The sequence below is a fragment of the Nostoc sp. NMS9 genome (genome assembly GCF_017114995.1).
Lineage (GTDB): Bacteria > Cyanobacteriota > Cyanobacteriia > Cyanobacteriales > Nostocaceae > Nostoc.
This window is the reverse complement of record NZ_JABXKL010000077.1, coordinates 1-24,963: the sequence shown is the minus strand read 5'-3', so window position 1 is coordinate 24,963 and position 24,963 is coordinate 1. Positions and strand designations below refer to the sequence as shown.

Below are 24,963 nucleotides of genomic sequence, written 5' to 3'. Positions count from 1 at the left end.
TCTTGAGAATCTGACAATGGTAATGTTAATTAATGATACGGTTATTCAAAACTTTGATAGTTCGGAATTTCAGGTCAATGGGTATTTATAGATTCAAGCAATGTCGTCAAACTACCCAATCAGTCGGTAACAGGACTTGTCTATTTAATTGCTTGGCTCAAATCCAGATAAGCCGGGTGTCAGGTTGGAGCCATCCAAAAACCAGCTTGGCAACAAGTATCCTCGATCGCCAGTCTATTTGATTAAGAAATATCAAGGTTTTGGTAAACGAGATTATATGCCCAATAATTTTTCTACTCAACCTTCTTTGTCTACTCAAACCTCTAGTTCATTATTTACGCTCACAGTTTCCCCGGCAAAAGTAATCCGTGGTTCTGGGGTGTTGCAAACAGCCGCAGCAGAGATTGCCTGTTTGGGAAGTCGTCCCTTAATTGTGGCAGGTAAATTTACTCTCGCCATCAGCCAACAAAATTTACAACCAGTTTTAGAAGCGCAGCAGTTACATAGTGTCCAAGCTTCTTATGGTGCAGATTGTTGCGAAGCTAGCCTGAAATCTTTACAGAAGAAGGCAAAAGAACATAAAGCTGATGTCATTATCGGTGTTGGTGGTGGCAAAGCCCTAGATACAGCGAAATTAGTCGCCCAGCAGTTACATCTACCAGTAGTGACAATTCCGACTTCCGGGGCTACTTGTGCAGCTTGGAGTGCCTTATCAAATGTTTATTCGGAAGATGGGGCTTTTCTCTACGATATGGGGCTATCTCGTTGTCCCGATTTATTGATACTCGATTATGACTTGATTAAAACTGCACCACAAAGTACCTTAGTAGCTGGAATTGGTGATGCGATCGCTAAGTGGTACGAAGCCTCAGTTAGCAGTGGACACTTGCAAGACACTTTAATTATTGCTGCGGTGCAACAAGCACGAGTTTTGCGAGATATCTTGTTGCAAAAGTCAGCCGCCGCCCTCGCAGAACCAGGTAGTGAGGTTTGGCGAGAAGTGGTAGATGCCACTGTTTTATTAGCTGGGGTAGTTGGGGGACTTGGAGGGGCACAGTGTCGGACTGTTGCTGCCCATGCCGTGCATAACGGTTTAACTCATATTTCAGGACATGGCAGTATTCATGGCGAAAAGGTTGCTTTTGGGATTTTAGTGCAACTGCGTTTAGAAGAAATGCTACAAGGCAATCAACTAGCAGCATCGGCACGGCAACAGTTGTTAAAGTTCTACGCAGAAATTGGACTACCCCAAAAATTAAGTGATTTGGGATTGGGCAATATTACATTAGGCGAATTGCAAACAGCCGCCGAAATGGCTCTAGTTCCTAATTCTGATATCCATCGACTCCCGTTTAAAGTCGCGCCAGAACAGTTGATGGCGGCAATGGTTTCTACCACTGCACCTATAGATTGTAGAGATACTACAAATCGAGTTTCGCCCAAGGGAATGAGTGACGAGGTTTTATGAGTTTAAATTGGATTGTCCCAGCAGAACGCATACAAAAACTACCACCTTATGTATTTGCTCGTTTAGATGAACTGAAAGCTAAAGCACGGGAACAAGGGTTAGATTTAATTGACTTGGGTATGGGAAACCCCGATGGTGCAACGCCAGCACCAGTAGTAGAAGCGGCGATCGCAGCTTTAAAAGATCCTGCCAATCACGGTTATCCACCCTTTGAGGGCACAGCTAGTTTCCGCCGTGCCATCACTAACTGGTATCATCGCCGTTATGATGTGGTTCTCGATCCTGATAGCGAAGCCTTGCCATTGCTGGGTTCTAAAGAAGGATTAACCCATTTAGCACTCGCCTACGTTAACCCCGGTGATTTAGTTCTGGTTCCTTCCCCGGCTTATCCGGCACATTTTCGGGGCCCGGCGATAGCTGGTGGCAAAATCCACAGTTTGATTCTCAAACCCGAAAATGACTGGTTAATTGATTTAGCTGCTATTCCTGACGAGGTTGCCAAACAAGCTAAAATCCTTTATTTTAACTATCCCAGCAATCCTACCGCCGCTACCGCCCCGCGCGAATTCTTTGAAGAAATCGTCGCCTTTGCCCGCAAATATGAAATTTTGCTGGTGCATGATTTGTGTTACGCCGAGTTAGCTTTTGATGGTTATCAACCCACTAGCTTGTTAGAAATTCCTGGTGCGAAAGATATTGGTGTGGAATTTCACACCTTATCTAAAACCTACAATATGGCTGGTTGGCGCGTCGGGTTTGTCGTGGGGAACCGCCATATAATTCAAGGTTTGCGGACGCTGAAAACTAACTTGGATTACGGCATTTTTGCAGCATTGCAAACAGCAGCCGAAACAGCTTTGCAACTGCCAGATGTGTATTTGCACGAGGTACAACAACGCTACCGTACCCGCCGCGATTTCCTCATTCACGGGTTAGGAGAGTTAGGTTGGGATATCCCCAAAACCAAGGCAACGATGTATCTTTGGGTGAAGTGTCCCGTTGGTGTTGGTTCCACAGATTTTGCCCTGAACGTGTTGCAGCAAACTGGCGTTGTTCTTACCCCAGGTAATGCCTTTGGGATTGCAGGTGAGGGTTATGTCAGGATCAGTTTGATTGCAGACTGCGATCGCTTGGGTGAAGCTTTACATCGCTTCAAGCAAGCTGGCATCCGCTATCAGCCTGAAGCTGTAGTCCCTGCTTCAGAGGCGATCGCCGATCTCGTTAGTTGATTACAGAAAGGAAAACCAATATTACATAACTAAAATTTTTGCTGATGATCTTTGAGATCATGTAAAAAAGTAGAAAGAGTTAACAATGATTGGTACTAATATTTACATCAGTCAAGAAACTCAAGAATCTTGAATTAAAGCTGCTGCTTTAAAAGAAGTATCTGTTGAAGAACTAGCTTCTTCTCTTTTGAGGGAAAGTATTCAAAAAAATTTTGGGCAAATTCGCTATTCTAGTTGCACAAGATACTACAACTAAAGGATTTACTAAAAGAAAAGGCTAGGTAGTATTAGTTGAAAAGCCAGAGGTCAAGAGCCAATAACTTTGACTTGCCGAATTACCAACTTCCATAAGGTGGGGAAACACTACAGACGATCTGACGAAGTACACCAGATGCGAATATACGAAGCGACAGCTATTGTAAGTGAACTCTTTAACGTGGACTTCCAAGTTGAGACAACCCGTAGCTATGTTCAATATCTGCTGTCAAAAGGTAATGTAGCATTCATTCGACCTCTTGCAAAAGTCCCTAACACCCCACCCCCAACCCCTCCCCGCTTGCGGGGAGGGGAGACAAAGCGTAGCTTTGGCGGGGTGGGGTTCTTATTTTGGATTTATGCAAGAGGTCTATTGCCTGCAAACCAGGATATTGAATGAAGACGGAGGGCTGTTCGAGCTTACGGAAGACTGCCTTCTGCTTTCTGTCTTTTTTAATAAAGACCTAATCTTAAATCCAATATCTAATTTTTTTGCTATGGTGATCCTAAAGGAATTGTTAAGTGCTTACGAGATGTAAATTAAGTGATTAATTACTTACTGAGTACATTATAATACAATTATATGTAAATGATTTATCTATAAAATACATCTTTATTGTTACTTAGTGAGTTGAGTAATACGCATTTCAATATCTTCCAATGTTTGTAATAATAAACGATTTGCCTGCAATTTCCAACCCCATTTCTGAATTCTGTAAGCTAATACAGTTCCAACGACAGATGCTAACAAGCCTATGGGTTGATTTAAAGAAATTCCTAGTAACAAACTCAATCCAGCAATTCCCCAAAATGGTAAGGCTACTGCTTGTCTTTGTTCTTCCACAACTTGGGTGATTATATTAGATTTCATCGTCACAAGTAATGCCTCTTTTACTTGCTGCTGTTCTGTTACCGATACTGTTAAACCTATTTTACGGCGTAGTTTTTCTATTTTGCGGGCATCAGTGCTGTATTCAGTTAGTTCATCTTCTGCCATTTTCAGGAGTCGTTCTAGCTGCGCCATAATTTATTACATCCGGTATTTTAAGCGAGTTATTAAACTGAATAATTATTAATTTTTATTGCTTATAAATTGGCATTTCATCGCCAAATATCAAACTACGCGACAGAACCAAAAATCTAAAGTTGAATATGGGAAAAATAAATATAGTAGCAGTTATGCACTTACAAGTTGAGTATAAACTTAAAAGGTAATATTTATGACTACAGTATCTAAAAGCACTTTGTCTCTATCTGCCCAAGAACGATCGCTCATTCTCTGGTTTAATGAAATTGGGATTGCTGATATACCAGTAGTTGGTGGTAAAAATGCTTCGCTAGGGGAAATGATTCAACAGCTAACACCCAAAGGCATTAATGTTCCCACCGGATTCGCCACTACTGCTTACGCTTATCGTCATTTCATTCAATCAGCGGGGTTAGAAGCAAAGCTACGCAAACTTTTTGCTGACTTGAATGTTGAAGATGTCAAAAATTTACGAGAACGCGGCAAAAAAGCGCGATCGCTATTAATCCACACACCATTTCCTGTAGAATTGCGTGAGGCGATCGCCACAGCATACCATAGTCTCTGTGAACGATACCATACAGACACAGATGTGGCAGTCCGTTCCAGTGCCACTGCTGAAGACCTTCCCGATGCTAGTTTTGCTGGACAGCAGGAAACTTACCTCAACGTTGTCGGTGTCGAAGGTGTTTTAGCAGCTTGTCATAAATGCTTTGCGTCTCTATTTACAGATCGCGCCATTTCTTATCGCCACACCAAGGGATTTGACCACTTTAGCATTGCTCTGGCTGTGGGTGTACAAAAAATGGTGCGCTCTGACTTAGCAACCTCTGGGGTGATGTTCTCCATTGATACAGAAACAGGCTTTAAGGATGCGGCACTAATTACAGCCGCCTACGGTTTAGGTGAAAATGTTGTCCAGGGGTCTGTAAATCCCGATGAATATTATGTTTTTAAACCAACTTTAAAAGCTGGTTTCCGCCCAATTATCGATAAAAAATTGGGCAGCAAAGAACTGAAAATGATTTATGATGACGGCTCCAAGTTTACGAAAAATGTTTCGGTTTCGCCCAGCGAAAGAGGTAAATTTGCTCTGAGTGATGAAGAGATTTTACAACTAGCAAGTTGGGCATGTTTAATTGAAGACCATTATTCCCAAGTCCACGGCATTTTCACTCCAATGGATATCGAGTGGGCAAAAGATGGAATTACTAACCAACTTTTTATTGTGCAAGCGCGTCCCGAAACCGTCCAGTCACAGAAGAAGGGAAATGTGTTGCGGAGTTATCGGTTGGTATTGGGGAATAGGGAATGGGGAATAGGGAATGGGGAAAAATCTTCCCACTCTTCACTCCCTGATTCTCAATCCCCAATCCCTCTGATTACGGGAAGTGCGATTGGGGAAGCGATTAGTCAAGGAAAAGTACGCCTAATTTTAGATGTTCAGAAACTCGACCAGTTCCAAGTTGGGGAAGTTTTGGTGACAGAGAGAACCGATCCCGATTGGGAACCAATTATGAAACGCGCCAGTGCAATTGTCACCAATTCTGGAGGCCGCACATGTCATGCAGCAATTATCGCGCGAGAATTGGGTGTACCTGCGATCGTCGGATGCGGCAATGCTACGGAAATCTTGAAACCTGGTCAAGAGGTAACAATTTCTTGCGCTGAAGGGGAAGAGGGAAAAGTTTATGCAGGCTTATTACCTTTTGAAGTTGAAGAAGTTCCTTTAGAAAACTTACCGCGCACCCGCACTCAAATTTTAATGAATGTTGGTAATCCCCAAGAAGCATTGAGTTTATCGGCAATTCCCAACGATGGCGTAGGTTTAGCGCGGACAGAATTTATCATCGCTAACCAAATCCAAATTCATCCAATGGCGTTGATTCACTATGAATTATTAAAAGATGAATTTGTCAAAGCTAAAATTGCTAACATTACCTCACTTTACGACGATAAACCACAGTATTTTGTAGATAAATTAGCCCAAGGTATAGGGAGAATTGCGGCGGCATTTTATCCAAAACCCGTGATTGTCCGAATGTCAGATTTCAAAAGTAATGAATATGCCAATTTATTAGGTGGGCGACAGTTTGAACCTAATGAAGAAAACCCAATGTTAGGTTGGCGAGGAGCGGCGCGTTACTATGATGAAGGCTACAGAGAAGCTTTTGCCCTAGAATGTCATGCCATCAAGCGGGTACGGGAAGAAATGGGTTTGACGAATGTTATCCCGATGATTCCTTTTTGTCGTACTCCCGATGAGGGACGTTTAGTTTTGGCAGAGATGGCAAAAAATGGTTTAAAGCAGGGTGTTAACGACTTGCAGATTTATGTGATGTGTGAGTTGCCCAGTAATGTTATTCTGGCTGAGGACTTTGCTGACGTATTTGATGGCTTCTCGATTGGTTCTAATGATTTAACTCAGCTAACACTGGGGATAGACAGGGATTCGGCGTTGGTAGCGAGATTGTTTGATGAACGCAGTCCAGCTGTTAAGCAGATGGTGAAAATGGCTATAAAGGCTGCAAAAAAATATAATCGCAAAATCGGCATTTGTGGGCAAGCACCCAGCGATTATCCAGAATTTGCTCAGTTTTTGGTGGAACAGGGAATTGACTCGATTAGTCTGAATCCAGATTCAGTTTTAAAGACGATGCTGGAAGTGGCAAAAGTCGAGAGTCCTGAGTAAAAACATCCGTAGGATGGTTTGTAGTTGATTTAGGACTAGTACAATCAGCAGGAGTGATATGTTGAAAAGCGTTGGCGTAGCCCGCCGCAGGCATCGCTCCTATTTTAACCAAAAACAAGATGACAAATCTTTTGGAAACCGAACGCTTGATCGTTCGCAGTTGGATACCCGAACGCGATGCCGATCAAGCTTTTGTAATGTACAGCGATTCTGAAGTGACGCGCTTTCTTGGTAAAACTTCTCGCGTCACAAGTATTGAGTCACAGCGTCAGCGCTTGATTGAAGGTATCGAGCGAACGCACCAACGCAACAATGGTACTGGATCTTGGGCAATTGTTGAAAAGGAAAGTACAACAATTGTGGGAACTATCCTTCTTAAACAATTGCCCGACAAAGATGGTTTACCCACTCAAGATTATGAAGTAGGCTGGCACTTGCGGCGAGCTTCTTGGGGTAAAGGGTATGCAACAGAAGCCGGACGAGTTATGCTCAATTACGGATTTAGTGTTTTGAACTTACCAGTGATTTATGCCGTAGTGAAGCCAGAAAATCATGCTTCAATCCGTGTAACTCAAAGACTGGGTATGAAACCAATAGGGACTACAAATAAGTATTACGGTATTGAGCTACTCCTGTTCCAACTAGATGCACCTGAAGAGTGGAAGGGGAGCAGGGGGCAGGGAGAGCAGGGGAAGCAGGGGAAGAAAGAATAACTAATGTCCAATGACAAATGACTAATGACAAATGACTAAAAAGTGGTTCCGAATTGGGATGGTGAGTGTATTTATTCTCTCACTTGCCTTACGGTTTTGGGGACTGGAGCGATTCAACACTCTGGTATTTGATGAAGTTTACTTTGCCAAATTTGGTAATAATTATCTTACGCATACGCCATTTTTTAATGCTCATCCACCGCTGAGTCAATATATGATTGGCATCGGCATTTGGATTGGCAGTCACATTCCTTTTTGGCACGATACGGTAAATGGGCTGACAGGTTCATTGCGATCGCCTTGGACTTATCGTTGGTTCAATGCCCTTACTGGCTCATTTATTCCTGTAGTTGTGGCTGCGATCGCTTATCAGTTAAGTTATCGTCGTACCTTTGCAATACTTGCAGGATTATTCACAGCTTGTGATGGTATTTTTCTAGTTGAGTCTCGGTATGCTTTAAGTAATATTTATATCGTCATTTTTGGTTTATTAGGGCACTGGTTTTTATTATTGGCATTAGATAACCAAAATCGGCAACGTTCTTTTTGGTTAGTTTTTGCTGGCATTGGTTTTGGTGCCTCAGTCGGTACTAAGTGGAACGGTTTATGGTTCCTATCAGGTGCTTATCTAATTTGGATAGCAGCTTGGGTAATTCATTTAACATATTCTTTTCCTAACTTCAAATTCTTTTTTAGATCCTCTTCATTGAAGGAGGCAGGAGGCAGGAGGCAGGAGGCAGGAGTCAGAAATCAGGAGTCAGGAGTCAGAAATCAGGAGTCAGAGGTTAGTACTTATTCTCCCTCATCTTCCTCATCCCCTTCATCTCAGACACCACTACAAAACTTGACTCAGCTCAATATTTTTCAGATGCTGTTTTATCTAGGAATTATCCCAGCTTTTATCTACAGCATCATCTGGATTCCTCACCTTCAACTAGATAAAACTTATGGATTTATTGCAGTACATCAGCAAATTTTGAAGTTTCACTTACATTTAGGTGGTAATAGTCCTAACGTGCATCCTTACTGTGCTGCTTGGTATAAATGGCCTTTGATGACTCGACCAATGGCATATTATTATCAAACGGCTGAAAGTATCACTGAACCGTTACCTGTGATGGGCCCGCCTTTACCTGCTGGTGCTGGACAAGTTATTTATGATGTCCATGCAATGGGCAATCCATTTTTGTGGTGGTTTGGTGTCGCCGCCATGTTGTTTTTAGTAGGGATGCTGGTGTTACAAGCAGTAATTCCTTGGGTGAGAGAAAAGCGTTTTTCTATGCCTGCAACCCTGAGTATTGATACTTGGATTGCCTTATATTTAGTTATAAATTATGCTGCTAACTTATTACCTTGGGTGAAAGTGACAAGGTGCGTTTTTATCTACCACTATATGTGTGCAGTAGTGTTTGTATTTTTAGCGATCGCTTGGTTTGTTGATCGGTGTCTTTGTAGTTATTATCAACAACTCCGGGTGCTAGGTGTCACCATTACTTTTATAATTCTGGCTGCTTTTATTTTCTGGATGCCTATTTATTTGGGTTTACCCCTCTCTCCTGACGGTTATAAGCTGCGAATGTGGTTCAACTCTTGGATTTGATTAAAGAAGAATTCAGGAGCGGAGCCGGAGACGCTCCGCCTCCGGTCAGAATCAAGCTGCTCTGGTGCGATCGCTGCACTATCCGCCAGTAGTAACTGAGCTTGTCATACCACTTCCCTACGGGACGCTACGCGAACGTGGAAGCAAGCTACGCAAAGTTTCTCGTAGAGAAGTGTCACACAGAATTCAATTCTGTTAGCGGTAGCGGGGCGTTTAGCCCATTCTGGCTCCTGACTCCTGAATTCTGTTTGTTAACATAGCTACACATATATAGAATTGTTTAATCAGATCTGTTTCACATTTCTTATCGCTATGTAACTTTAGCTACTGTTAGACTTTTCAAATCACAAGCAGGCCGTTACGTATACGATCTCCCAAACGAATTTTCATCTGTGGTAATGGCGACTCTGTTATAGCTTTTTTCTCTGCTCACGAGAAATTTATTTTTACAAAAAGTTTACTAAAATTTAACGACTATTTTCGGAATTTACGAATTGGATTTGTAGCCTAATCTAGGCTTAGAAAAGGGATACTTAAAAACAGTTGTAAAACATATTACTTAACTTAATTATTTTTTGCATAAAATAAAAAACAAATAGTAACAAGTATTACAGTTGCAAAAAAATTAGCTTTTGCAATATCTCTATAAGTAGAGATATTGCAAAATCATGCATCGTTCAGAAGACATTTGTTTATCCACAAATCTAGTTAATTATACGTATATGTCGGACTGTCAAATGAAAATTGAAACAAGATACATAAATGTAACTAACAGTAAGTATTTAACATCATTTCAGCGTAAATTACTGTTAGCAAGTTTGGAAAAAAGTTTACCTGAATCTTACCGACAACGTATTGAAATCATATTGTTGGCAGATGAGGGAAAAACCCAAACTGAAATTTGTCAAATTTTGGGGTGTTGCCCAGCAACAGCAAGGCATTGGATGCACATAGCCCGGACAGGAATGGCGCACCAATGGCAAGATTGCCCCATTGGTCGCCCGAAGGCAATAAATGACGAGTATTTAGAACGTTTGAAAGAACTGATTAAAAGTAGTCCTCGCGAGCATGGCTATGCTTTTAGGCGATGGACAGCTAACTGGCTGGTGAAACATCTAGCGAAAGAATTTGGGATTGAGGTGAGCGATCGCCATATCAAGCGACTGCTCAAACAGATGGGATTATCCACACTACCAAAACCCAGCAATTCTGAAGGAAACAGCAATGAGCAGACTAAGAGTCCCAAAATTTTGATTAGCGATCTCAAATCGGCAGCTATTCCAGATGATACCGAATTTTTCTCTATTAACTTTCCAAAATTAGGAAAGGATTCAGACATTTATGGCGCAAGATATATCTGCTCAGTTGATTTCTCTGGAACAGTTCAACAATACTCTGGGTTATTCTCTTTCGACAGAGGAATTTCAACACTATCTTCAACAAGTTAAATTTATTAACCCGAAAGTCGGCAAATTCTGGCAAGGAACTGATGTCCAACCAGGAATTTATATTGCGATCGCAGGCAAAGTAAGGTTACTGGATAGCGCCGATGAATTAATCGCCACTTTAGAGGCAGGTGAATCATTTGGGGAATTTACCTTATTTAAGGAGGGTGACTTTAAACCTTACGCTGCCAGGGCTTCAGTAAACTTACAACTGTGCTTTGTTCCAGGTGAAGTGTTATGGCCATTGATGGCTAGATATCCCCAAATTCGGGAGCATTTGTGGGCTAAGGCGCTATCTTGTAATCCCCAACAGGTGGACTCCGATAATTCCCCAGTATTGCCATCTGACTCAAAACCACTGCATGAAACAAAGATTTTGTCAACGCCAGCAATAGAGCCACGCCAGAAAAAGATTAGCAAAGCCTATTTTCCCAACTCCACGCAGCGAGTCGGGCATTTATTACAGCGTGTGATTCGGCGTTATCCGTTTTTTGCCCAACAGAGTGGATCGGATTGCGGTGCAGCTTGTTTAGTGATGGTGTCTCGCTATTGGGGGAAAAACTTTAGTGTCAATCGCCTGCGGGATATCGCCAATGTTGACCGCAATGGCTCGTCACTGCGGGGGTTATCGGCAGCAGCGGAAAGTATTGGGTTTGCCACGCGGCCTGTGAAAGCGAGTCTTGACCAATTAGCGAAGCAAAAATTGCCTGCGATCGCCCACTGGGAAGGTAAGCACTACATTGTTGTCTATGAAATTACCCCCAAACACGTCATTGTCGCCGACCCCGCCATTGGTCAACGCACCCTTAGCCACGCCGAATTTAAAGCCAACTGGACTGGTTACACATTGCTGCTGCAACCGACAGCAATGCTCAAGGATACTAAAGAGACTTCTACCCCCTTTTGGCAATTCTTTGAATTAATCAAGCCTCACTCTTTAGTAATGCTAGAAGTGTTTGTTGCTTCCTTATTTATCCAGATATTTGGACTTGTTACTCCCTTATTTACCCAATTAATTTTAGACCGCGTAGTGGTGCAGCGTTCTGAACTAACCTTAACGGCAGTGGGGTTAGGGTTACTGATTTTTAGTTTATTCCGTGTGGCGATGACAGGGTTGCGGCAATATCTGTTAGACCACACGGCGAATAAGCTCGATTTAGCACTAATTGTGGGATTTATTCGCCATACCTTGCGGCTACCTTTGAGTTACTTTGAGTCCCGTTATGTGGGGGATATTATCTCTCGTGTACAGGAAAACCGCAAAATTCAACGCTTCCTCTCTGGTGAGGCGTTGTCCATCCTGCTAGATTTAGTCACTGTCTTTATCTATTTAGGATTGATGTTTTGGTACAGTTGGAAAATGGCGTTGTTGGTGTTGGTGATTATACCGCCTTTTTTCCTGCTAGCATTGATTGCTACACCTTTTTTACAAAAGATATCTAGAGAAATATTTAATGCTGTTGCTAATGAAAGTAGCTATCTGATTGAAGCCCTTTCTGGTGTGCGAACAGTTAAATCCACAGCAGTGGAACAGACAGTTCGTTGGCATTGGGAAGAGTTATTAAGTAAGGAAATAAAAACTAACTTTTCCGGGCAAATTATCAGCAATCGCCTGCAAATATTCAGCAACACAATTGAAGCAGTGGTAACTACCGTATTGCTGTGGTTTGGGGCGTACCAAGTGATTCACAACCAGCTAACTATTGGGCAATTGGTGGCATTTAATATGCTATTGGGAAATATTATTAGACCCTTCCAACGATTAACAGTTTTGTGGAATCAATTGCAAGAAGTGGTGATTGCGGTGGAACGCATTAATGATGTGTTGGATGCGGAACCAGAAGAGGATTTGCAGCATCAGGCACGGCAATCTTTACCACCTATTCAAGGTAACATTCGCTTTGACAACGTGACGTTTCGCTATCACCCTGAAAGTGATATCAACGTTTTAGAAAATCTCAGTTTTGAAGTACACAGTGGACAAATGGTTGCTCTGGTGGGACGGAGTGGTTCGGGTAAAACCACAATTTCTAAGCTAGTTTTGGGGTTATATCCCCCCACAGATGGCAAAGTGTTGATTGATGAGCAGGATATTAGCAGTCTTTCGTTGCGTTCTCTACGTGAGCAGGTTGGGGTAGTTGACCAAGATACCTTTTTGTTTGGCGGAACGATTCGGGAAAATATTAGCTTGGCACATCCTGGGGCAACTTTAGCAGAGATTATTGAGGCGGCGCGATTGGCGGGTGCCGATGAGTTTATTAAAAAATTACCTATGGGTTATGAAACCCAGATTGGTGAAGGAGGGGGGATGTTGTCTGGAGGACAGCGACAAAGAATTGCGATCGCTAAAGCGTTGTTAGGCAATCCTAAGCTGTTGATTTTGGATGAGGCAACTTCCCATCTGGATGCAGAGTCAGAAAGGATTATTCAGACGAATTTAAACACAATTCTCAAAGACAGAACCACTTTAGTAATCGCCCATCGCCTTTCAACTGTGCGGAATGCAGATTTGATTTTAGTGCTAGATCGCGGCGTGTTGATTGAGAGTGGGACTCACCAAGAGTTGATGGCCAAGCGGGGACATTATTTTTATCTCAATCATCAGCAGATGGATGTTGCGGGGTGAAAAAAGAACATAAGGAAGAAGCTTTTGTTGTCTCCCAAAATCCAAAATTGATATTAGGAAAAATCATGCCAAACACATTAAATGGAAGGGTTAAAACCCAAATCTATGAGGTAGAACAGCACGGGGAAGTTTTAAGGGAGCAAACACCAGCTATATCAACTGATGATTGGGCTGACGCAACCAAGGATTTACTTGATAGCTTGCCCCAGGTTTGGACAAGAGGATTGCTGTATTTTTTGGTGGTGTTTGTCTCAATCATTTTACCTTGGGCAATGCTATCTAAGGTGGATGAAACGGGTACGGCAAGAGGGCGGCTTGAGCCAAAGGGAAAGACGGTTAGACTCGATGCTGCTGTGGCAGGTACTGTTGCCGAAATTCGGGTAAAGGAAGGTGATTCCGTTAAAGCTGGGCAGACTTTATTGGTGTTGGAATCGGAATTAGTTAAGGTGGAAATGCGGCAGGCACAGGATAAATTGGAGGGACAATTAAATCGCCTTTCTCAGTTAAATTCATCTAAAAGTCAGTTAGTTGTATCTTTGACAACTCAACAGCAACAAAACCAATCTCAACAGTTAGAAAAGCAGGCTCAAATTGATCAAGCGCGACAGAATATGAATGCTCTGAGGAATTCCTATGATTTACAAAAAGACGAAAAATTAGCTCAAGTCAATCAGGCACGGCAAACTCTTGAGCATAGTCAAACTGCTAATAAGTTAGTAAACAGTAGTTTAGCGAGTACCGAGCGGGAAGTTGAACGCTATCGCAGTCTTTGGCAGTCAGGGGTTGTTCCAGAAATTAATGTTGTCCAGAAGCAAGATATAGCTAAAGACAAACAACAGTTGTACGAACAAAATCAGTCAGATATTCAGCAGGCTAAATTACGTTTGGTAGAACAACAGAGTAGTTATGAGCGGACTATTCGGCAAGCAAATGCAGATATTGAGCAGGCACAGTTGCGATTGAAAGAACAGGAAAGGAGTTATCAGACCTTAACTCGTTCCAGCAAACTGGCTCTGTTAAAAATCGACGAGCAACAGAAGAATTTGGAGACAGACATTACTACGCTTCAGGCAGAAATTGCTCAAAGTAAGAGTCAGATTGTCTCGTTAAAGTTTCAGTTAGGACAACGAGAGTTAAGAGCCACCGTGAATGGTAGAGTGTTTCAGTTACCAATACAAAGGGCTGGGTCTGTAGTGCAACCTGGAGGAATGATTGCGGAAATTGCACCCCAAGGTTCGCCTTTAATAATTCGGGCGCAAATGGCGACAACTGAGAGTGGTTTTTTGCGAAGAGGATTGCCAGTCAAGTTAAAGTTTGATGCTTATCCATTTCAGGATTATGGAATAGTGGAAGGAGAATTATTAGATATTTCTCCTACTACGATAGAAATGGATACATCTAATGGGAAGGTGGCAGCTTATGACTTAGAAATTGCCCTAAAACAAAATTGTATTCCCTCGGCTAACAAATGTATTGCCTTGCGTCCTGGAGATACAGCGACAGCTGAGGTAATTGTGCGCCAGCGTCGGATTATTGATTTTCTGCTTGATCCATTTAAGAAGTTGCAGCAGGGCGGTGTGAAATTGTAGTAATTTCGCGCCACTTATACATTCCTAAACTTAACCACCTTACAAGTAAGCAAAGGAGGCGGAAAGCTCCCCTCTCAGCGAAAAACATTTAATGTTGTCTATCTACTTAGGAAAAAGATCATGTCACGAACTATCACTATTACCAACGAAGATATTCTTTCTCAAGTTAAGCTATCTTGCAAAGTTCCTGAGTTCATTGAGGGGATTGTTACCCGTAAGGTTATTGCAAATGCCGCAGCCGAAGCAGGTATAAAAGTAGAGACTGAAGAATTGCAAAAAGCAGCAGACCAAATGCGGATAATGAACAAACTAAATAGTGCTAATGATACCTGGGCGTGGTTAGAAAAACATGGTCTTTGTATAGATGATTATGAAGAAATTGTCTACAGCACCGTCATTTCTGGGAAGTTAGCTGCTCATCTGTTTGCAGATAAAGTTGAACCCTATTTCTTTGAAAATCAACTAGATTATACTGCTGTGGTCATGTATGAGGTTGTTCTGGATGATCAAGACTTGGCAATAGAACTCTTCTATGCCATTAAGGAAGGTGAGATAAGTTTTTATGATGTTGCTCACAAATACATCCAGGATACGGAATTACGTCGCAAAGGAGGATATCGGGGGATAGTGCATCGCAAAAATATAAAGCCGGAAATTTGTGCTGCTGTTTTTGCTGCAAAGCCTCCCCAACTTCTCAAACCTATAGTTACATCTTCGGGAGTACATCTGATTTTGGTAGAGGAAATTATTCAACCTCAATTGGATAATGTACTACGCCATAAAATTGGCTTAGATTTGTTCCAGGAATGGCTAAAGCAACAAATTACTCAAGTTGAAATAAAATAGACTTTTAACAAGCAGCCCAAGACTTATCACCTTGGGCTACCGTCTAAACATTACTTCTAATAGTTAGAATTTATAGAAATTTCATGTGTTTATAACTAGTGCTTACCCCCAATGCAAAGTAGTACTACCCCCCCCAATTTCGATATGGATATGCAAGCCACCCTAGACATTTACTATTTCCTGCTCCGTTAAGTCATTGAGAAGCATTTTAGAATCCAGGGACAAGTTAGTACCGATGGCACGTAGGTCAGATATTGCAATGTTAACCATTTTTAAATGTACTCCTAAGCAAAATTTTTTTGGTTGGAATCAGGCTTTGAATCGCTGAAGTTTTAATAAAAAAAAGAGAAGAACAAAATATTGTATTCTCCTCTTATCTATCTAGTTTAATGTAGAATACCAGTATCCACAATTTTAGCGGGAATCTGCCAAACCATCATGTACACCTCGCCAAAAATCTGCCCACCAGCCTGAGCCAAATAATTGACTCGCTTCTTCGTTAGTTAGCTCGGCTAAATAGCCTGAATCAATGTCTCCAATTTGGATCGTCGCTTTCATAATCTAATTACCTTTTAAGCTAATTGAAACTATTGACAACTTACAGTTAACCTTAGATCATTATTAAGCTAATTGGAAAGACTAAAGATGACCAATGAGCCAACCGATTGCGTAACCAAGTGCGTAAGCAGCACTGCCACCATACACTTCATTGGAGTCTTTATAAGACAAGTCCTTCAAGAAGCTTTCAGAATTACCGAACAGGCTAATATCGGTAGAGTGTAGATCGGAAACTGTAATACTACTCATTTAGAAATCTCCTACCAACTAAGTTTATTTCGTTTGAGATTAAGATTTTAATTGCCTTATCCCATTACCATAATCTGTTATTTCATTTAGTATTTCAAGGTTTATATCATTAAATAAGGTGCCATAAATAATGCAGTTAAATGTTTGTTTATTATCAACTTTTATATGTTATCTTTCAAAAAATAAAAATATTATATTTATTTAAATAAATTATTTAATTTTTGATGATATAGATAAAATATTTATGTCCTTTTTCTTTCTTGCTTACTTCATTTATAAAAATTATAAAAAGCAATAGAAAATCAGCCCAAGAATTCTCTTAGACTGAACGATAAAAATTTAAGGCTATTTCATTGTGGCAGTAGCAGGAAGACCCATGCTATTGGCTACAGTCTCACTCAGGTGAGACGTACTGCAAACTGCGCGATCGCTTTCCACAGCCTCTACGTTGGCATCCAAACTCTACGCTGATCTACAGATATTAAATGGTTGGATTACCAAAAATGCGAGCGCATCAAGCTCGCATCAATTATATCAATTTAATGAGTCTGATATACTCATATTGTACTTACCAAGCTGATTCCTAGTTATGAGGTAACATGACCACGCCGATATCATCTAATCCAGAAACCGTAGAAACCAAGCGACAGAACTTCAACATCACTCCAGAACAAGAAGCAAAGCTCAACTGCCTACGTGATGCGATCGCAGTTCCTAATACCAAAGAAACAATCCTGCTTAATCAATAGAATTACTAATAAATATTCTTTGAATTAGCATTAAGATAAGGGCGCTGCAAGTCAATCCCTAAACGAGAAAATTGCCCAAGGATAGTCTGCATTCTTGCCTCTAGCGAGTCATCTCCTTGCTGCCAAGCTTCCAGTGACCCATTCGCCACAATCTGACAGCGATTCATGCCAAAACTTTCTTGAACAGCAAATTTTTGGTCTGGTTCTTCTGCCAACCCCAACCCTAGTGCTAGTTGTTTGGTAAATAAAGGAATTTCTGACTTAAAATGCAATTTGTGTTCTTGATAAACAGTTTTTAAAACTTGCTTAACAACTTCATAGTCTCTCTTGTCAAAGTAAAGCACACCTGAATCGTAGCGTTAGTATTCTTTGGGGTTATACAAAACCTTGAAACTGAAAGGAATTGCTAACTCATTCAGTCCTTTTGTTAAACTTCCCATCACCGCCACAGCACCTTCAGGAGTTACATTCATATAAATTCGAGCGTTCCCAATCAATTAGCCGGACAATATTGTTACTGGAATCCTGCCAATCTTTGTACAGGAGAATATTATTTAGTTTCAAATCATTGTGGGTGAGACAAGAGGGCATTACAGCATTACCCAATTGGGCGCTCGCCTGCCCCAAGCTATCATAATGTTGATATAGAGCAAAAAACTTTAACCCATCCCCAGGAACTAGCCCAAAAATTTCTTGTCATAACTTTTTAATATATCAAACAATTTTGATGTATAGAAAACTGTGGTAGTTGAGTTACTACCACAGGCTGTTTTGCAAGGATTATTAAAACTAGTAGCGCACATTGAAAATAAACCATCCATTCCAAATTAATCAAATGTCTGCGGTATATAAATTACAAATTACGCGCAGCAGTACTAACCCAGTAGATAGCCGCCTAATAAAATTATCGCATCTCTCACATTTGTTGCTACTCCACTACCCGTAATGTTTTTCTGTTCTTCTTCAGACAATTCTGATAGCGGCTCTTGTGCATCTAAACCTTGTTTTCGTCTTGCTGATGCATTCACAACAGCTTCTTCAATCAAGTTCGTAATTTCAATTTGACTTGTGAGATATTTCTGATGAATGTTCATTGACATGATATTCTCCTTAAATTACTTCAATAAACTTTGTAGCTTTGCTTAACTAACAGTCGGTGTCGCCACTTTAAGTAGTAATTCAGAGGGATTGTAGTTATCTGTAATAACTTGTGGACAACGCATACAAGCTGCCTTGCCTTCCTGCTCCCACCATCGGCAATCTCGGCGTATGGAACAAGGTGGTAGATCCTCTACTACCGTCGGCAAATTTTCTACAACTCGCATTGCTAAACGACAATCTTTACCATCAAAATGTTGACAACCCTTAGTTGCACAGGGTGCAGCCGTCCGAAAAATTTCAGTGGGTGTTACTGGACTAGCCTTTGCTATCAGTTCATCTGTGACAGCTTGGGGGTGCTTAAGATAAGCTACGCGGGGTTCTGTGACTGTACCACCAACGACGCCGAAAACAACACTGTCCTGCCATTCTGGTCTTGCACTAGGGCAAAGTGTAGTCTTTTCGGTAGCGATGTCTTCCATAAATTGAACCTATAGTGAATTGTATTTTTAAGCTGATGGAGATTGACAGATAATTTCGGGTCAAACTCCTCTCCATCAACCTAAATAAGCAAATTAAATGTCCAAGAGTTTAATAGTTACTAGCAACTTAAAAGGCTTGTGCGCTCAAGTTCGGATTTTGTGCAATTATTCCACAAGTAATCGGTTCTTTCACAAAAATACCACCTGCAATGGTCGGCCCTTTCAGAAGAGAAGCAGTTGCTAAACCACCTGCAACGTTTGCCATTTCTTCATCAGACAGAGTTAGTAAAGCATCTTCTGAATCCTCAGCTAGATTCCGTCGTGCTACAGCATTGTTAACAGCATTATCAATCAGGTTGCTAATGTCCAATTTAATATCTGAATTCTTTTTATTCCTTTCCATTTTACTTTTCCTCAGAATATATAACTAGATATAGGCTTAATCACTAAGTAGTGTAATTACCTAATCTTTCTATATTCTAGGGATGAGGAAAATGATTTAACTATGTTTTACAACTTTTTACTAGACCTAAATAAAACTTTTATGTCACAAACTAATAAATCGCTCCTTTCACTTAAAACTATTTATTTATCAATTCCTCTAGGTATAAACAAACTTTTGCACCAATTATCTAGATAGTATTTCAATAAAATTTGAACCTTTAATAAAATATTTATGTCCCCAAAACTTTTCCAAATGATGGGCAATATCTAACGACAAGATAACAAGTAAGGCTTAAGTCTAGATTACTAAATAGTCTTAAGGCTAATCAATAAAACTTGCAATTCGGAATTGTGGGACAAAATTGATATTTTAACATCTCTAGTCAGTACTCTTCACCCTTTCAAACAAAGCTCGATAAACAGGTTCACCCTTTTTTTGCGTACCTATTTCTCGTTCTGTGGGGATTGGTAGCGGATTTTCGGCTAACCATTCTTCTGTACCAACTTTCTGAAAAGCTGAATTAGCAGCAAAGCGATCGCGCATTTCCACAGCAACAAATTCCATATCTGATTGCAGAAATACCAATCCTCCAACCGCGAGATAATTAGCTAAGTCTGCCACTAGTTCTGGTTGGACTACACGACGTTTAGCATGGCGGGTTTTAAACCAAGGATCGGGGAATTGAATTGTAACGCGTTGTAAACTTCCTGGAGGGAGGGAAGATAAAAGCGATGCCTGCGGCGGGCTATGCCTACGCAGCGAGTTATTCACATTGCAAAATAAATAGTGCAGGTTTGTTAAACCTAGCTCAGAACGTAACTTATTCGCCTCCACCACCAGCGGTTCCCGAATTTCCAAGCCGAGAAAATTCCAGTTAGGTTCTATCTTGGACATATTCAACAAAAACAGCCCCTTAGCACAGCCAATATCTAAATGTAGTGGTTGATTTGGCTTTGCATAAATTTTTTCTAAGTCTTGGGGACTTGCTGGTGTTTGATACTTTTTACCAAGTGGATTAACATGCTGGCGGACTCGGACTGCTGCCAAAATTTGTTCTCCTTTACGTGAAAATATTCTGTGGTGAAACTTTAGGTTATATCAATTCAAAAAATGTTTGCGACCAAACACCCCACCCTCACTGACACGCACCCTCCCTGAAGCCTTGGGGAGGGTTTGGTGGGGTCTTATCTATGTATTGCATTCTTATTTTCAAATTGGTATTACAAGGAAGTCTAGCAAAAGTATGCCAAAAATTATCGGTCTATGATTCAATTGCTTACCCAGCAGCAAGTTTGTAAAGCAGTTTTAGTCAAATACGTCATACTCACACTGTTTTTTTAGGTTTTCGAGAAATTTATATTTTGGAAGTCCCTCATTTTGCATTAATCTCTAGAATTAAAATGCCTTAACACATTTGCTTTAGTCGTGGAGGGAGGAAACTTAAACAGTGGATATTTTAGATTTGTTTTACAAGGGTGGGCCAGCGATGTGGCCATTGCTAGTTCTGTCGATTCTGGCTTTGAGTGTGATTTTCGAGCGTTTGTGGTTCTGGCTGCGAATTTTGACTCAGGAAAAGCAAATAGTTGATCGCATCCTGGATGCTGCCCAGGATAATTGGGAACTAGCTGCGGACATCGCAAAACAAGCCAGCCATCAGCCTGTCGGGCGTTTTCTCTACGCCCCTCTACGTTTTGCCAAAAGTGATGCGGAAACCTTTCGACTAGCACTGGAGGCTACGGCAGAAGACGAATTAGCTGGGATGCGAAGGGGCGAAAAACTTTTAGAAGCCGTGATTGCCCTAGCGCCGTTGCTAGGATTGTTGGGAACAGTTTTGGGTTTAATCCACTCTCTGCGCTCAATTCGGATTGGCGATTTGGGAACTGAATCTACTGCTGGGGTGACTACTGGTATTGGTGAATCCTTAATTAGTACGGCAAGTGGGCTAATAGTTGCCATCATTAGTTTGGTATTTTACCGCCTATTTCAAAGTTTTGTAGTCAACCAAGTCAAAGTTTTTCGGAAGGCAGGGAATGAGATGGAATTGCTCTATCGCCAGTCTCCTCCTGACTTTAGCAATAGGACATCAGCAATTGTGCAAGAAAATTTCACTCCACCCCGCAAGCCAGGAAAGACTAAAGTTTCTGAACCTCCTGAACCCCCGAATACACCTAATTAATAATCAATAATTCAACCCCCAAACCAGGCTTGAGAGTGAGACATGAAAGTTAATCTACATACTCCAATTGAAGAAGTCCAAATTCAAATCATCCCTTTAATTGATGTCGTTTTTTGTATACTGACATTTTTTTTATTAGCGGCTTTACAATTTACACGGCAACAGGCAATAAATGTTGATTTGCCTAAAGCCAGCCCCAGTACAGTCTCTGGAATAACGTCACAGAGTGGAAGTGTGATTGTGACCATCGATGCCGTTGGCAATACTTACATAGAAAAACAGCCTGTAAAACAGGAAGATTTGAGACAGAGCTTAAAACAGTATCTGCAAGCCAACCCCAGTGCGGTTGTCGTGCTGAATGCTTCGCGCACCGCAACTTACAATGATGTGATTGAGACATTAGACTTGCTACGACAAGTAGGGGGCGATCGCGTTTCTTTGGGAATTATTCCTGGCCCATCTCAACCATCCATAAACTCACCTAACCTGCCTACTGTCCCCTCTTTCCCAATCAATCCTGGTGCTGCACCAGTTCCAGGCATCAATCCTGAAGGGAATATTACCCCAAAATTCCCCTTAGCACCTAATTCTGTACCTTTTCCTAGCATCACTCAGCCTCCAACTGGGCAAGGCATCAATCCTATCAATCCTGGTATTTCTCCCGTGGTTCCTAACTCACCAGCGCCTCAAGCGCCTTTAGCACCCAAACAAACCCAACCTCCTCTTAAAAGATGAGATAGGGGAATGGGGAATTGGGAATGGGTTATTCTCCTTGTCTTCCACTCATTACTCCCCATTCCCTCTTCAAGCCTTTTGCGAAACCTAAAGATATCTATAACAAATCTCGGCTAGATAAAAAAAAACTGCTAATTTACAAATAATTGGTTGAGCTTTAAAGATTTTTCCACCTATAGACTGAGCAATTCATCACCAATTACCATCCACATTTCATACCAAATTGGGAAAGGATGTCCAAATAGGTTAACAGATTGAAAAGCGCTTCTATCAAGCGTCTTTCAGTGTGTCCTAATTACAAATTACTAATTAGTATCAGGGGTTGTGGCATGAATATCGTGACGCTTTTAATTGTTTGGGTCGTAACAGCTATCAGCTTGTTGATAATTAGTAAGTTGCCTTTGGGAGTTGAAATTGATACTCCTGGTAAAGCGTTTCTTTCTGCCGCAGTGCTTGGTATTGTGACAGCAATAGTCAGACCGATTTTAAGCCTCATTTTTGCAGTACCAAATCTACTCACATTGGACTTATTATCCAGCATTTTCACATTTATGATTGCTGTGGTTTGTTTTAGTATTGCGGCTTGGTTAGTAGAGGGCTTTCGCTTGCGTTACGGGATTTGGAGTGCTGTTATTGGTGCATTTACACTGACTATAATTAACAGCTTAATCTACAAAATATTGGGCGTCTAAAGCTAAGAGTTAGGAGTTAGGAGTTAGGAGTTATTAACAATTCCTCACTCATAACTCCTAACTCATCACTGCCAAATTCTAACTATTCGTTGGAACTTGGGGGAGCAACTGGGGTAGTTGATTGTTGTTTACGTTGCTCGCGTTTTTTGCGATCGGCTGAGAGTATATCTGCCATCACCACTAGCGCTTGCGCCATTTTGTCTAGGTTAGAACGGTATAACTCCAAATCCTTGTTGAGTTTGTCATCAGAAAGATGCAAGCCAGCAGCGATCGCTTTCAGCGCCTCAGTGAGTTGCTTTTCGTCTTTGACTAATTCGGGATCTGACTGTTCTAATAACGAAAATACACCAATTGCGAACAAACGGTTGTATTTAAAGTTAGGATTATTGGCGATCGCTTGCAGGTTTGCTTGCAAGTCAGCATCTCGATCTAAGTAACTAGTTTGGCCTAGCCACGCAATTAAATCTTTAACTTGCAAACCTTTAGCTACAGTTTGCAATCTTTGCGCATCCTGTCGATAGCGTTGGGGATCTTGTTCTATAGCCTTACATAAGGCGTTAAAAATTGATTCTTGATCCCGTTCTGGTTGATAGCCTTCCATGAAGCGATCAAAAGTAGTGACGACACCCAAGGCATAAATTGGATTGTAGCTAAAATCGATATTTACTGACAGCAGATGCATTTCCACCATCAATTCTTCTACTACCCGACGATAAATAGTGTTGATCGGACGGGTGTGAAGATTGTAGAAAGTTCGCTTTGTATCAGAGACTGTACGGACGTTATTCACAAAGAAAAAAGAAATGTTAAGGGCGACGTATCTTTATTTTCTCGCTTAAAGGCTACTTTGCCAAGTTGAGGTTTTAGGGGGTGACGGTTTCATTTACAATATATACACATCAGAAGTATTTTATAAGCTGGTAACTACAGCAAATAAGACCTTTTCTCCTCAAAAACTAGCCAAAAATTATTATCCTTAATGATTTATTTATTGTAATTATGAACTTGTCGCCACAGTTAATTGCTTTAGGTGAGTACCTAGCTGGTGAATTTGATAATCGGGAACAAGCCATAGCAGAACCAGTTTGGTATGTACACCTGTGCCTGTGGCAAAGACCAGTTAATCTGTTCATAGAAGATAGCATCACCTTATTTGCCGAACAGGCTAATGTTATTACCCTAGATCAACCTTACCGCCAGCGAATTATCCGGTTGCGTCAAAGCAGCGACTCTGACGCAACTGTGGAAGTACAATATTATATGCCTCAAGATCCAGGTGCATTAAAAGGCGCAGGTAATAACCCTGCTCTACTAAACACACTGACATCCGAACAATTAGATTTACTACCAGGTTGTATGCTAACAGTTACTCAGGAGAAACTAGCTGGCGATCGCTATAAGTTTACCGCTACCCCACTACCAGAGACTCGTTGTAGCTTTACTTATCTTGGCAATAGCATCTATGTTTCTTTAGGTTTTGCAGCTACAGCGACAGAATTTCACAGCTACGACAAAGGAATTGATCCCGCAACTGGAAAAGCAACCTGGGGAGCGATTATGGGGCCTTATCGCTACACCAAGCGAAATCAGTATTCAATAAGATAAAGTTATGAGTTATCAATTAACTCCTCACTCCTAACTCCTCACTCTTAACTCTTTTTTAGCTGGCAATGCTACGAGGTACACCTTCTAAAGCTTCCTCTTCTGTTTCAAAGATTTCAAAAACAGTATCCATCATCGTCACTTCAAACACGAGTTTGGCTTCTGGATGTACATTACAGATGCGGAAACTGCCCTTGACTTTATCAGCATCACGCATTCCAGCTACCAAAGATGTAAGACCAGAACTATCAATAAAATTTACCTGAGCCAGATTTACAACTACATGGCGACTGAGTTTGGAAATACACTCTTGTAACTTCAGGCGAAATTGCCAAGCAGTGGTGATATCCAGACGGCCTGATGGTGTCAAGACGATAACAGTGTTTCCGTCTTGGGTTGTATAGGTTTTTTGGTCTATATGAATCACTAAAGCCCTCCCCGTGCATTCCTTTTAAGATTAACTAGTGACAGAATTTTCTAATGCTGTCACTTGAGATTAACAAGCTATAGCTAAATTTGTCACCTTTTTCGGCTAAGTGCTTAACTTTAGTAGTTATAACTCACCAAAATAATGGGGAGTAGGGAGTGGGGAGATGAGGGAAATGAGACAGCAGGGGAAGATCACTTTCTTATAACTCCTAACTCCTAACTCCTAACTCCTAACTCCTAACTCCTAACTCCTAACTC

The 24,963-nt window shown here is 41.2% G+C and carries 23 protein-coding genes and 2 pseudogenes; 14 read left to right on the top strand and 11 right to left on the bottom strand.

All coding sequences use genetic code 11. The features are described from left to right. Positions 1–277 precede the first annotated feature (277 nt). Together HWQ40_RS23760 and HWQ40_RS23755 are read left to right on the top strand one after the other, a co-directional pair. Complete coding sequence (locus HWQ40_RS23760) at positions 278–1,468, top strand: iron-containing alcohol dehydrogenase family protein (RefSeq protein WP_292782624.1); 1,191 nt, start codon at positions 278–280, stop codon at positions 1,466–1,468. Next, positions 1,465–2,697, top strand: coding sequence for an aspartate aminotransferase (locus HWQ40_RS23755; RefSeq protein WP_292782598.1), 1,233 nt, complete (start codon positions 1,465–1,467; stop codon positions 2,695–2,697). Before HWQ40_RS23760 ends, HWQ40_RS23755 begins: the two co-directional genes overlap by 4 nt. Before the next feature lie 874 nt (positions 2,698–3,571). Here HWQ40_RS23755 and HWQ40_RS23750 read toward each other — a convergent pair. Continuing rightward, positions 3,572–3,976, bottom strand: a complete 405-nt coding sequence (locus HWQ40_RS23750) for a hypothetical protein (RefSeq protein ID WP_292782595.1) — start codon at positions 3,974–3,976, stop codon at positions 3,572–3,574. A gap of 196 nt (positions 3,977–4,172) precedes the next feature. On the opposite strand from HWQ40_RS23750, the gene ppsA reads away from it, so the two are divergent. From ppsA to HWQ40_RS23715, 7 genes are all read left to right on the top strand, one after another. After that, positions 4,173–6,671, top strand: coding sequence for a phosphoenolpyruvate synthase (ppsA, locus tag HWQ40_RS23745; RefSeq protein WP_292782592.1), 2,499 nt, complete (start codon positions 4,173–4,175; stop codon positions 6,669–6,671). A gap of 119 nt (positions 6,672–6,790) precedes the next feature. Continuing rightward, the gene (locus tag HWQ40_RS23740; RefSeq protein WP_292782589.1) at positions 6,791–7,384 is read left to right on the top strand and encodes a GNAT family N-acetyltransferase; all 594 of its coding nucleotides are present in this window, start codon (positions 6,791–6,793) and stop codon (positions 7,382–7,384) included. 31 nt (positions 7,385–7,415) lie between these two features. Continuing rightward, positions 7,416–8,984 carry a phospholipid carrier-dependent glycosyltransferase gene (locus tag HWQ40_RS23735; RefSeq protein WP_292782586.1) on the top strand — a complete coding sequence of 523 codons (1,569 nt, stop codon included), beginning with the start codon at positions 7,416–7,418 and terminating at the stop codon, positions 8,982–8,984. Positions 8,985–9,721: 737 nt separating this feature from the next. Next, positions 9,722–10,432, top strand: a complete 711-nt coding sequence (locus HWQ40_RS23730) for a helix-turn-helix domain-containing protein (protein WP_292782583.1) — start codon at positions 9,722–9,724, stop codon at positions 10,430–10,432. After that, entirely contained in the window at positions 10,326–13,055 is a 2,730-nt protein-coding gene (locus HWQ40_RS23725; protein ID WP_292782580.1) for a peptidase domain-containing ABC transporter, read from the top strand. The genes HWQ40_RS23730 and HWQ40_RS23725 overlap by 107 nt, the downstream gene beginning before the upstream one ends. A gap of 65 nt (positions 13,056–13,120) precedes the next feature. Continuing rightward, positions 13,121–14,644 carry an HlyD family efflux transporter periplasmic adaptor subunit gene (locus HWQ40_RS23720; RefSeq protein WP_292782578.1) on the top strand — a complete coding sequence of 508 codons (1,524 nt, stop codon included), beginning with the start codon at positions 13,121–13,123 and terminating at the stop codon, positions 14,642–14,644. Between the two features lie 120 nt (positions 14,645–14,764). Then, positions 14,765–15,490: a peptidylprolyl isomerase gene (locus HWQ40_RS23715; RefSeq protein ID WP_292782576.1), complete on the top strand. Its 726-nt coding sequence runs from the start codon at positions 14,765–14,767 to the stop codon at positions 15,488–15,490. Between the two features lie 414 nt (positions 15,491–15,904). Here the strand turns inward: HWQ40_RS23715 and HWQ40_RS23710 are convergent, their stop codons facing one another. Together HWQ40_RS23710 and HWQ40_RS23705 are read right to left on the bottom strand one after the other, a co-directional pair. After that, a complete protein-coding gene (locus HWQ40_RS23710; protein WP_292782573.1) occupies positions 15,905–16,048 on the bottom strand; it encodes a hypothetical protein in 144 nt (47 codons plus the stop codon). A gap of 81 nt (positions 16,049–16,129) precedes the next feature. Beyond that, positions 16,130–16,297, bottom strand: coding sequence for a hypothetical protein (locus HWQ40_RS23705; RefSeq protein ID WP_292782570.1), 168 nt, complete (start codon positions 16,295–16,297; stop codon positions 16,130–16,132). 599 nt (positions 16,298–16,896) lie between these two features. Between HWQ40_RS23705 and HWQ40_RS23700 the strand changes: the two genes are divergently transcribed. After that, positions 16,897–17,046: a hypothetical protein gene (locus tag HWQ40_RS23700; protein ID WP_292782568.1), complete on the top strand. Its 150-nt coding sequence runs from the start codon at positions 16,897–16,899 to the stop codon at positions 17,044–17,046. 5 nt (positions 17,047–17,051) lie between these two features. Here HWQ40_RS23700 and HWQ40_RS23695 read toward each other — a convergent pair. From HWQ40_RS23695 to trmB, 6 genes and pseudogenes are all read right to left on the bottom strand, one after another. Next, positions 17,052–17,528 (bottom strand): annotated as a pseudogene (locus HWQ40_RS23695) (T3SS effector HopA1 family protein); the annotation flags it as partial. After that, positions 17,527–17,751 (bottom strand): annotated as a pseudogene (locus HWQ40_RS23690) (aminoglycoside phosphotransferase family protein); the annotation flags it as partial. The pseudogenes HWQ40_RS23690 and HWQ40_RS23695, both read right to left, overlap by 2 nt. Before the next feature lie 170 nt (positions 17,752–17,921). Beyond that, complete coding sequence (locus HWQ40_RS23685; protein ID WP_292782566.1) at positions 17,922–18,146, bottom strand: hypothetical protein; 225 nt, start codon at positions 18,144–18,146, stop codon at positions 17,922–17,924. A gap of 42 nt (positions 18,147–18,188) precedes the next feature. Continuing rightward, entirely contained in the window at positions 18,189–18,626 is a 438-nt protein-coding gene (locus HWQ40_RS23680) for a nitrogen fixation protein (RefSeq protein WP_292782564.1), read from the bottom strand. A gap of 127 nt (positions 18,627–18,753) precedes the next feature. Continuing rightward, a complete protein-coding gene (locus HWQ40_RS23675; RefSeq protein ID WP_292782561.1) occupies positions 18,754–19,029 on the bottom strand; it encodes a hypothetical protein in 276 nt (91 codons plus the stop codon). 420 nt (positions 19,030–19,449) lie between these two features. Further along, positions 19,450–20,118, bottom strand: coding sequence for a tRNA (guanosine(46)-N7)-methyltransferase TrmB (trmB, locus tag HWQ40_RS23670; protein ID WP_292782558.1), 669 nt, complete (start codon positions 20,116–20,118; stop codon positions 19,450–19,452). Positions 20,119–20,518: 400 nt separating this feature from the next. On the opposite strand from trmB, the gene HWQ40_RS23665 reads away from it, so the two are divergent. The 3 genes from HWQ40_RS23665 (at position 20,519) to HWQ40_RS23655 (ending at position 22,674) form a co-directional block, all read left to right on the top strand. Continuing rightward, entirely contained in the window at positions 20,519–21,247 is a 729-nt protein-coding gene (locus HWQ40_RS23665) for a MotA/TolQ/ExbB proton channel family protein (protein WP_292782556.1), read from the top strand. A gap of 42 nt (positions 21,248–21,289) precedes the next feature. Then, complete coding sequence (locus HWQ40_RS23660) at positions 21,290–21,982, top strand: biopolymer transporter ExbD (RefSeq protein ID WP_292782554.1); 693 nt, start codon at positions 21,290–21,292, stop codon at positions 21,980–21,982. 329 nt (positions 21,983–22,311) lie between these two features. Next, entirely contained in the window at positions 22,312–22,674 is a 363-nt protein-coding gene (locus HWQ40_RS23655; RefSeq protein WP_292782552.1) for a phage holin family protein, read from the top strand. Between the two features lie 82 nt (positions 22,675–22,756). On the opposite strand, the gene psb29 is transcribed toward HWQ40_RS23655, so the two are convergent. Continuing rightward, positions 22,757–23,464: a photosystem II biogenesis protein Psp29 gene (gene psb29, locus HWQ40_RS23650; protein WP_292782549.1), complete on the bottom strand. Its 708-nt coding sequence runs from the start codon at positions 23,462–23,464 to the stop codon at positions 22,757–22,759. Between the two features lie 209 nt (positions 23,465–23,673). On the opposite strand from psb29, the gene HWQ40_RS23645 reads away from it, so the two are divergent. Beyond that, positions 23,674–24,279, top strand: coding sequence for a chromophore lyase CpcT/CpeT (locus HWQ40_RS23645; RefSeq protein WP_292782547.1), 606 nt, complete (start codon positions 23,674–23,676; stop codon positions 24,277–24,279). Between the two features lie 55 nt (positions 24,280–24,334). On the opposite strand, the gene HWQ40_RS23640 is transcribed toward HWQ40_RS23645, so the two are convergent. Further along, the gene (locus tag HWQ40_RS23640) at positions 24,335–24,703 is read right to left on the bottom strand and encodes an STAS domain-containing protein (protein ID WP_094351701.1); all 369 of its coding nucleotides are present in this window, start codon (positions 24,701–24,703) and stop codon (positions 24,335–24,337) included. Positions 24,704–24,963: the final 260 nt, after the last annotated feature.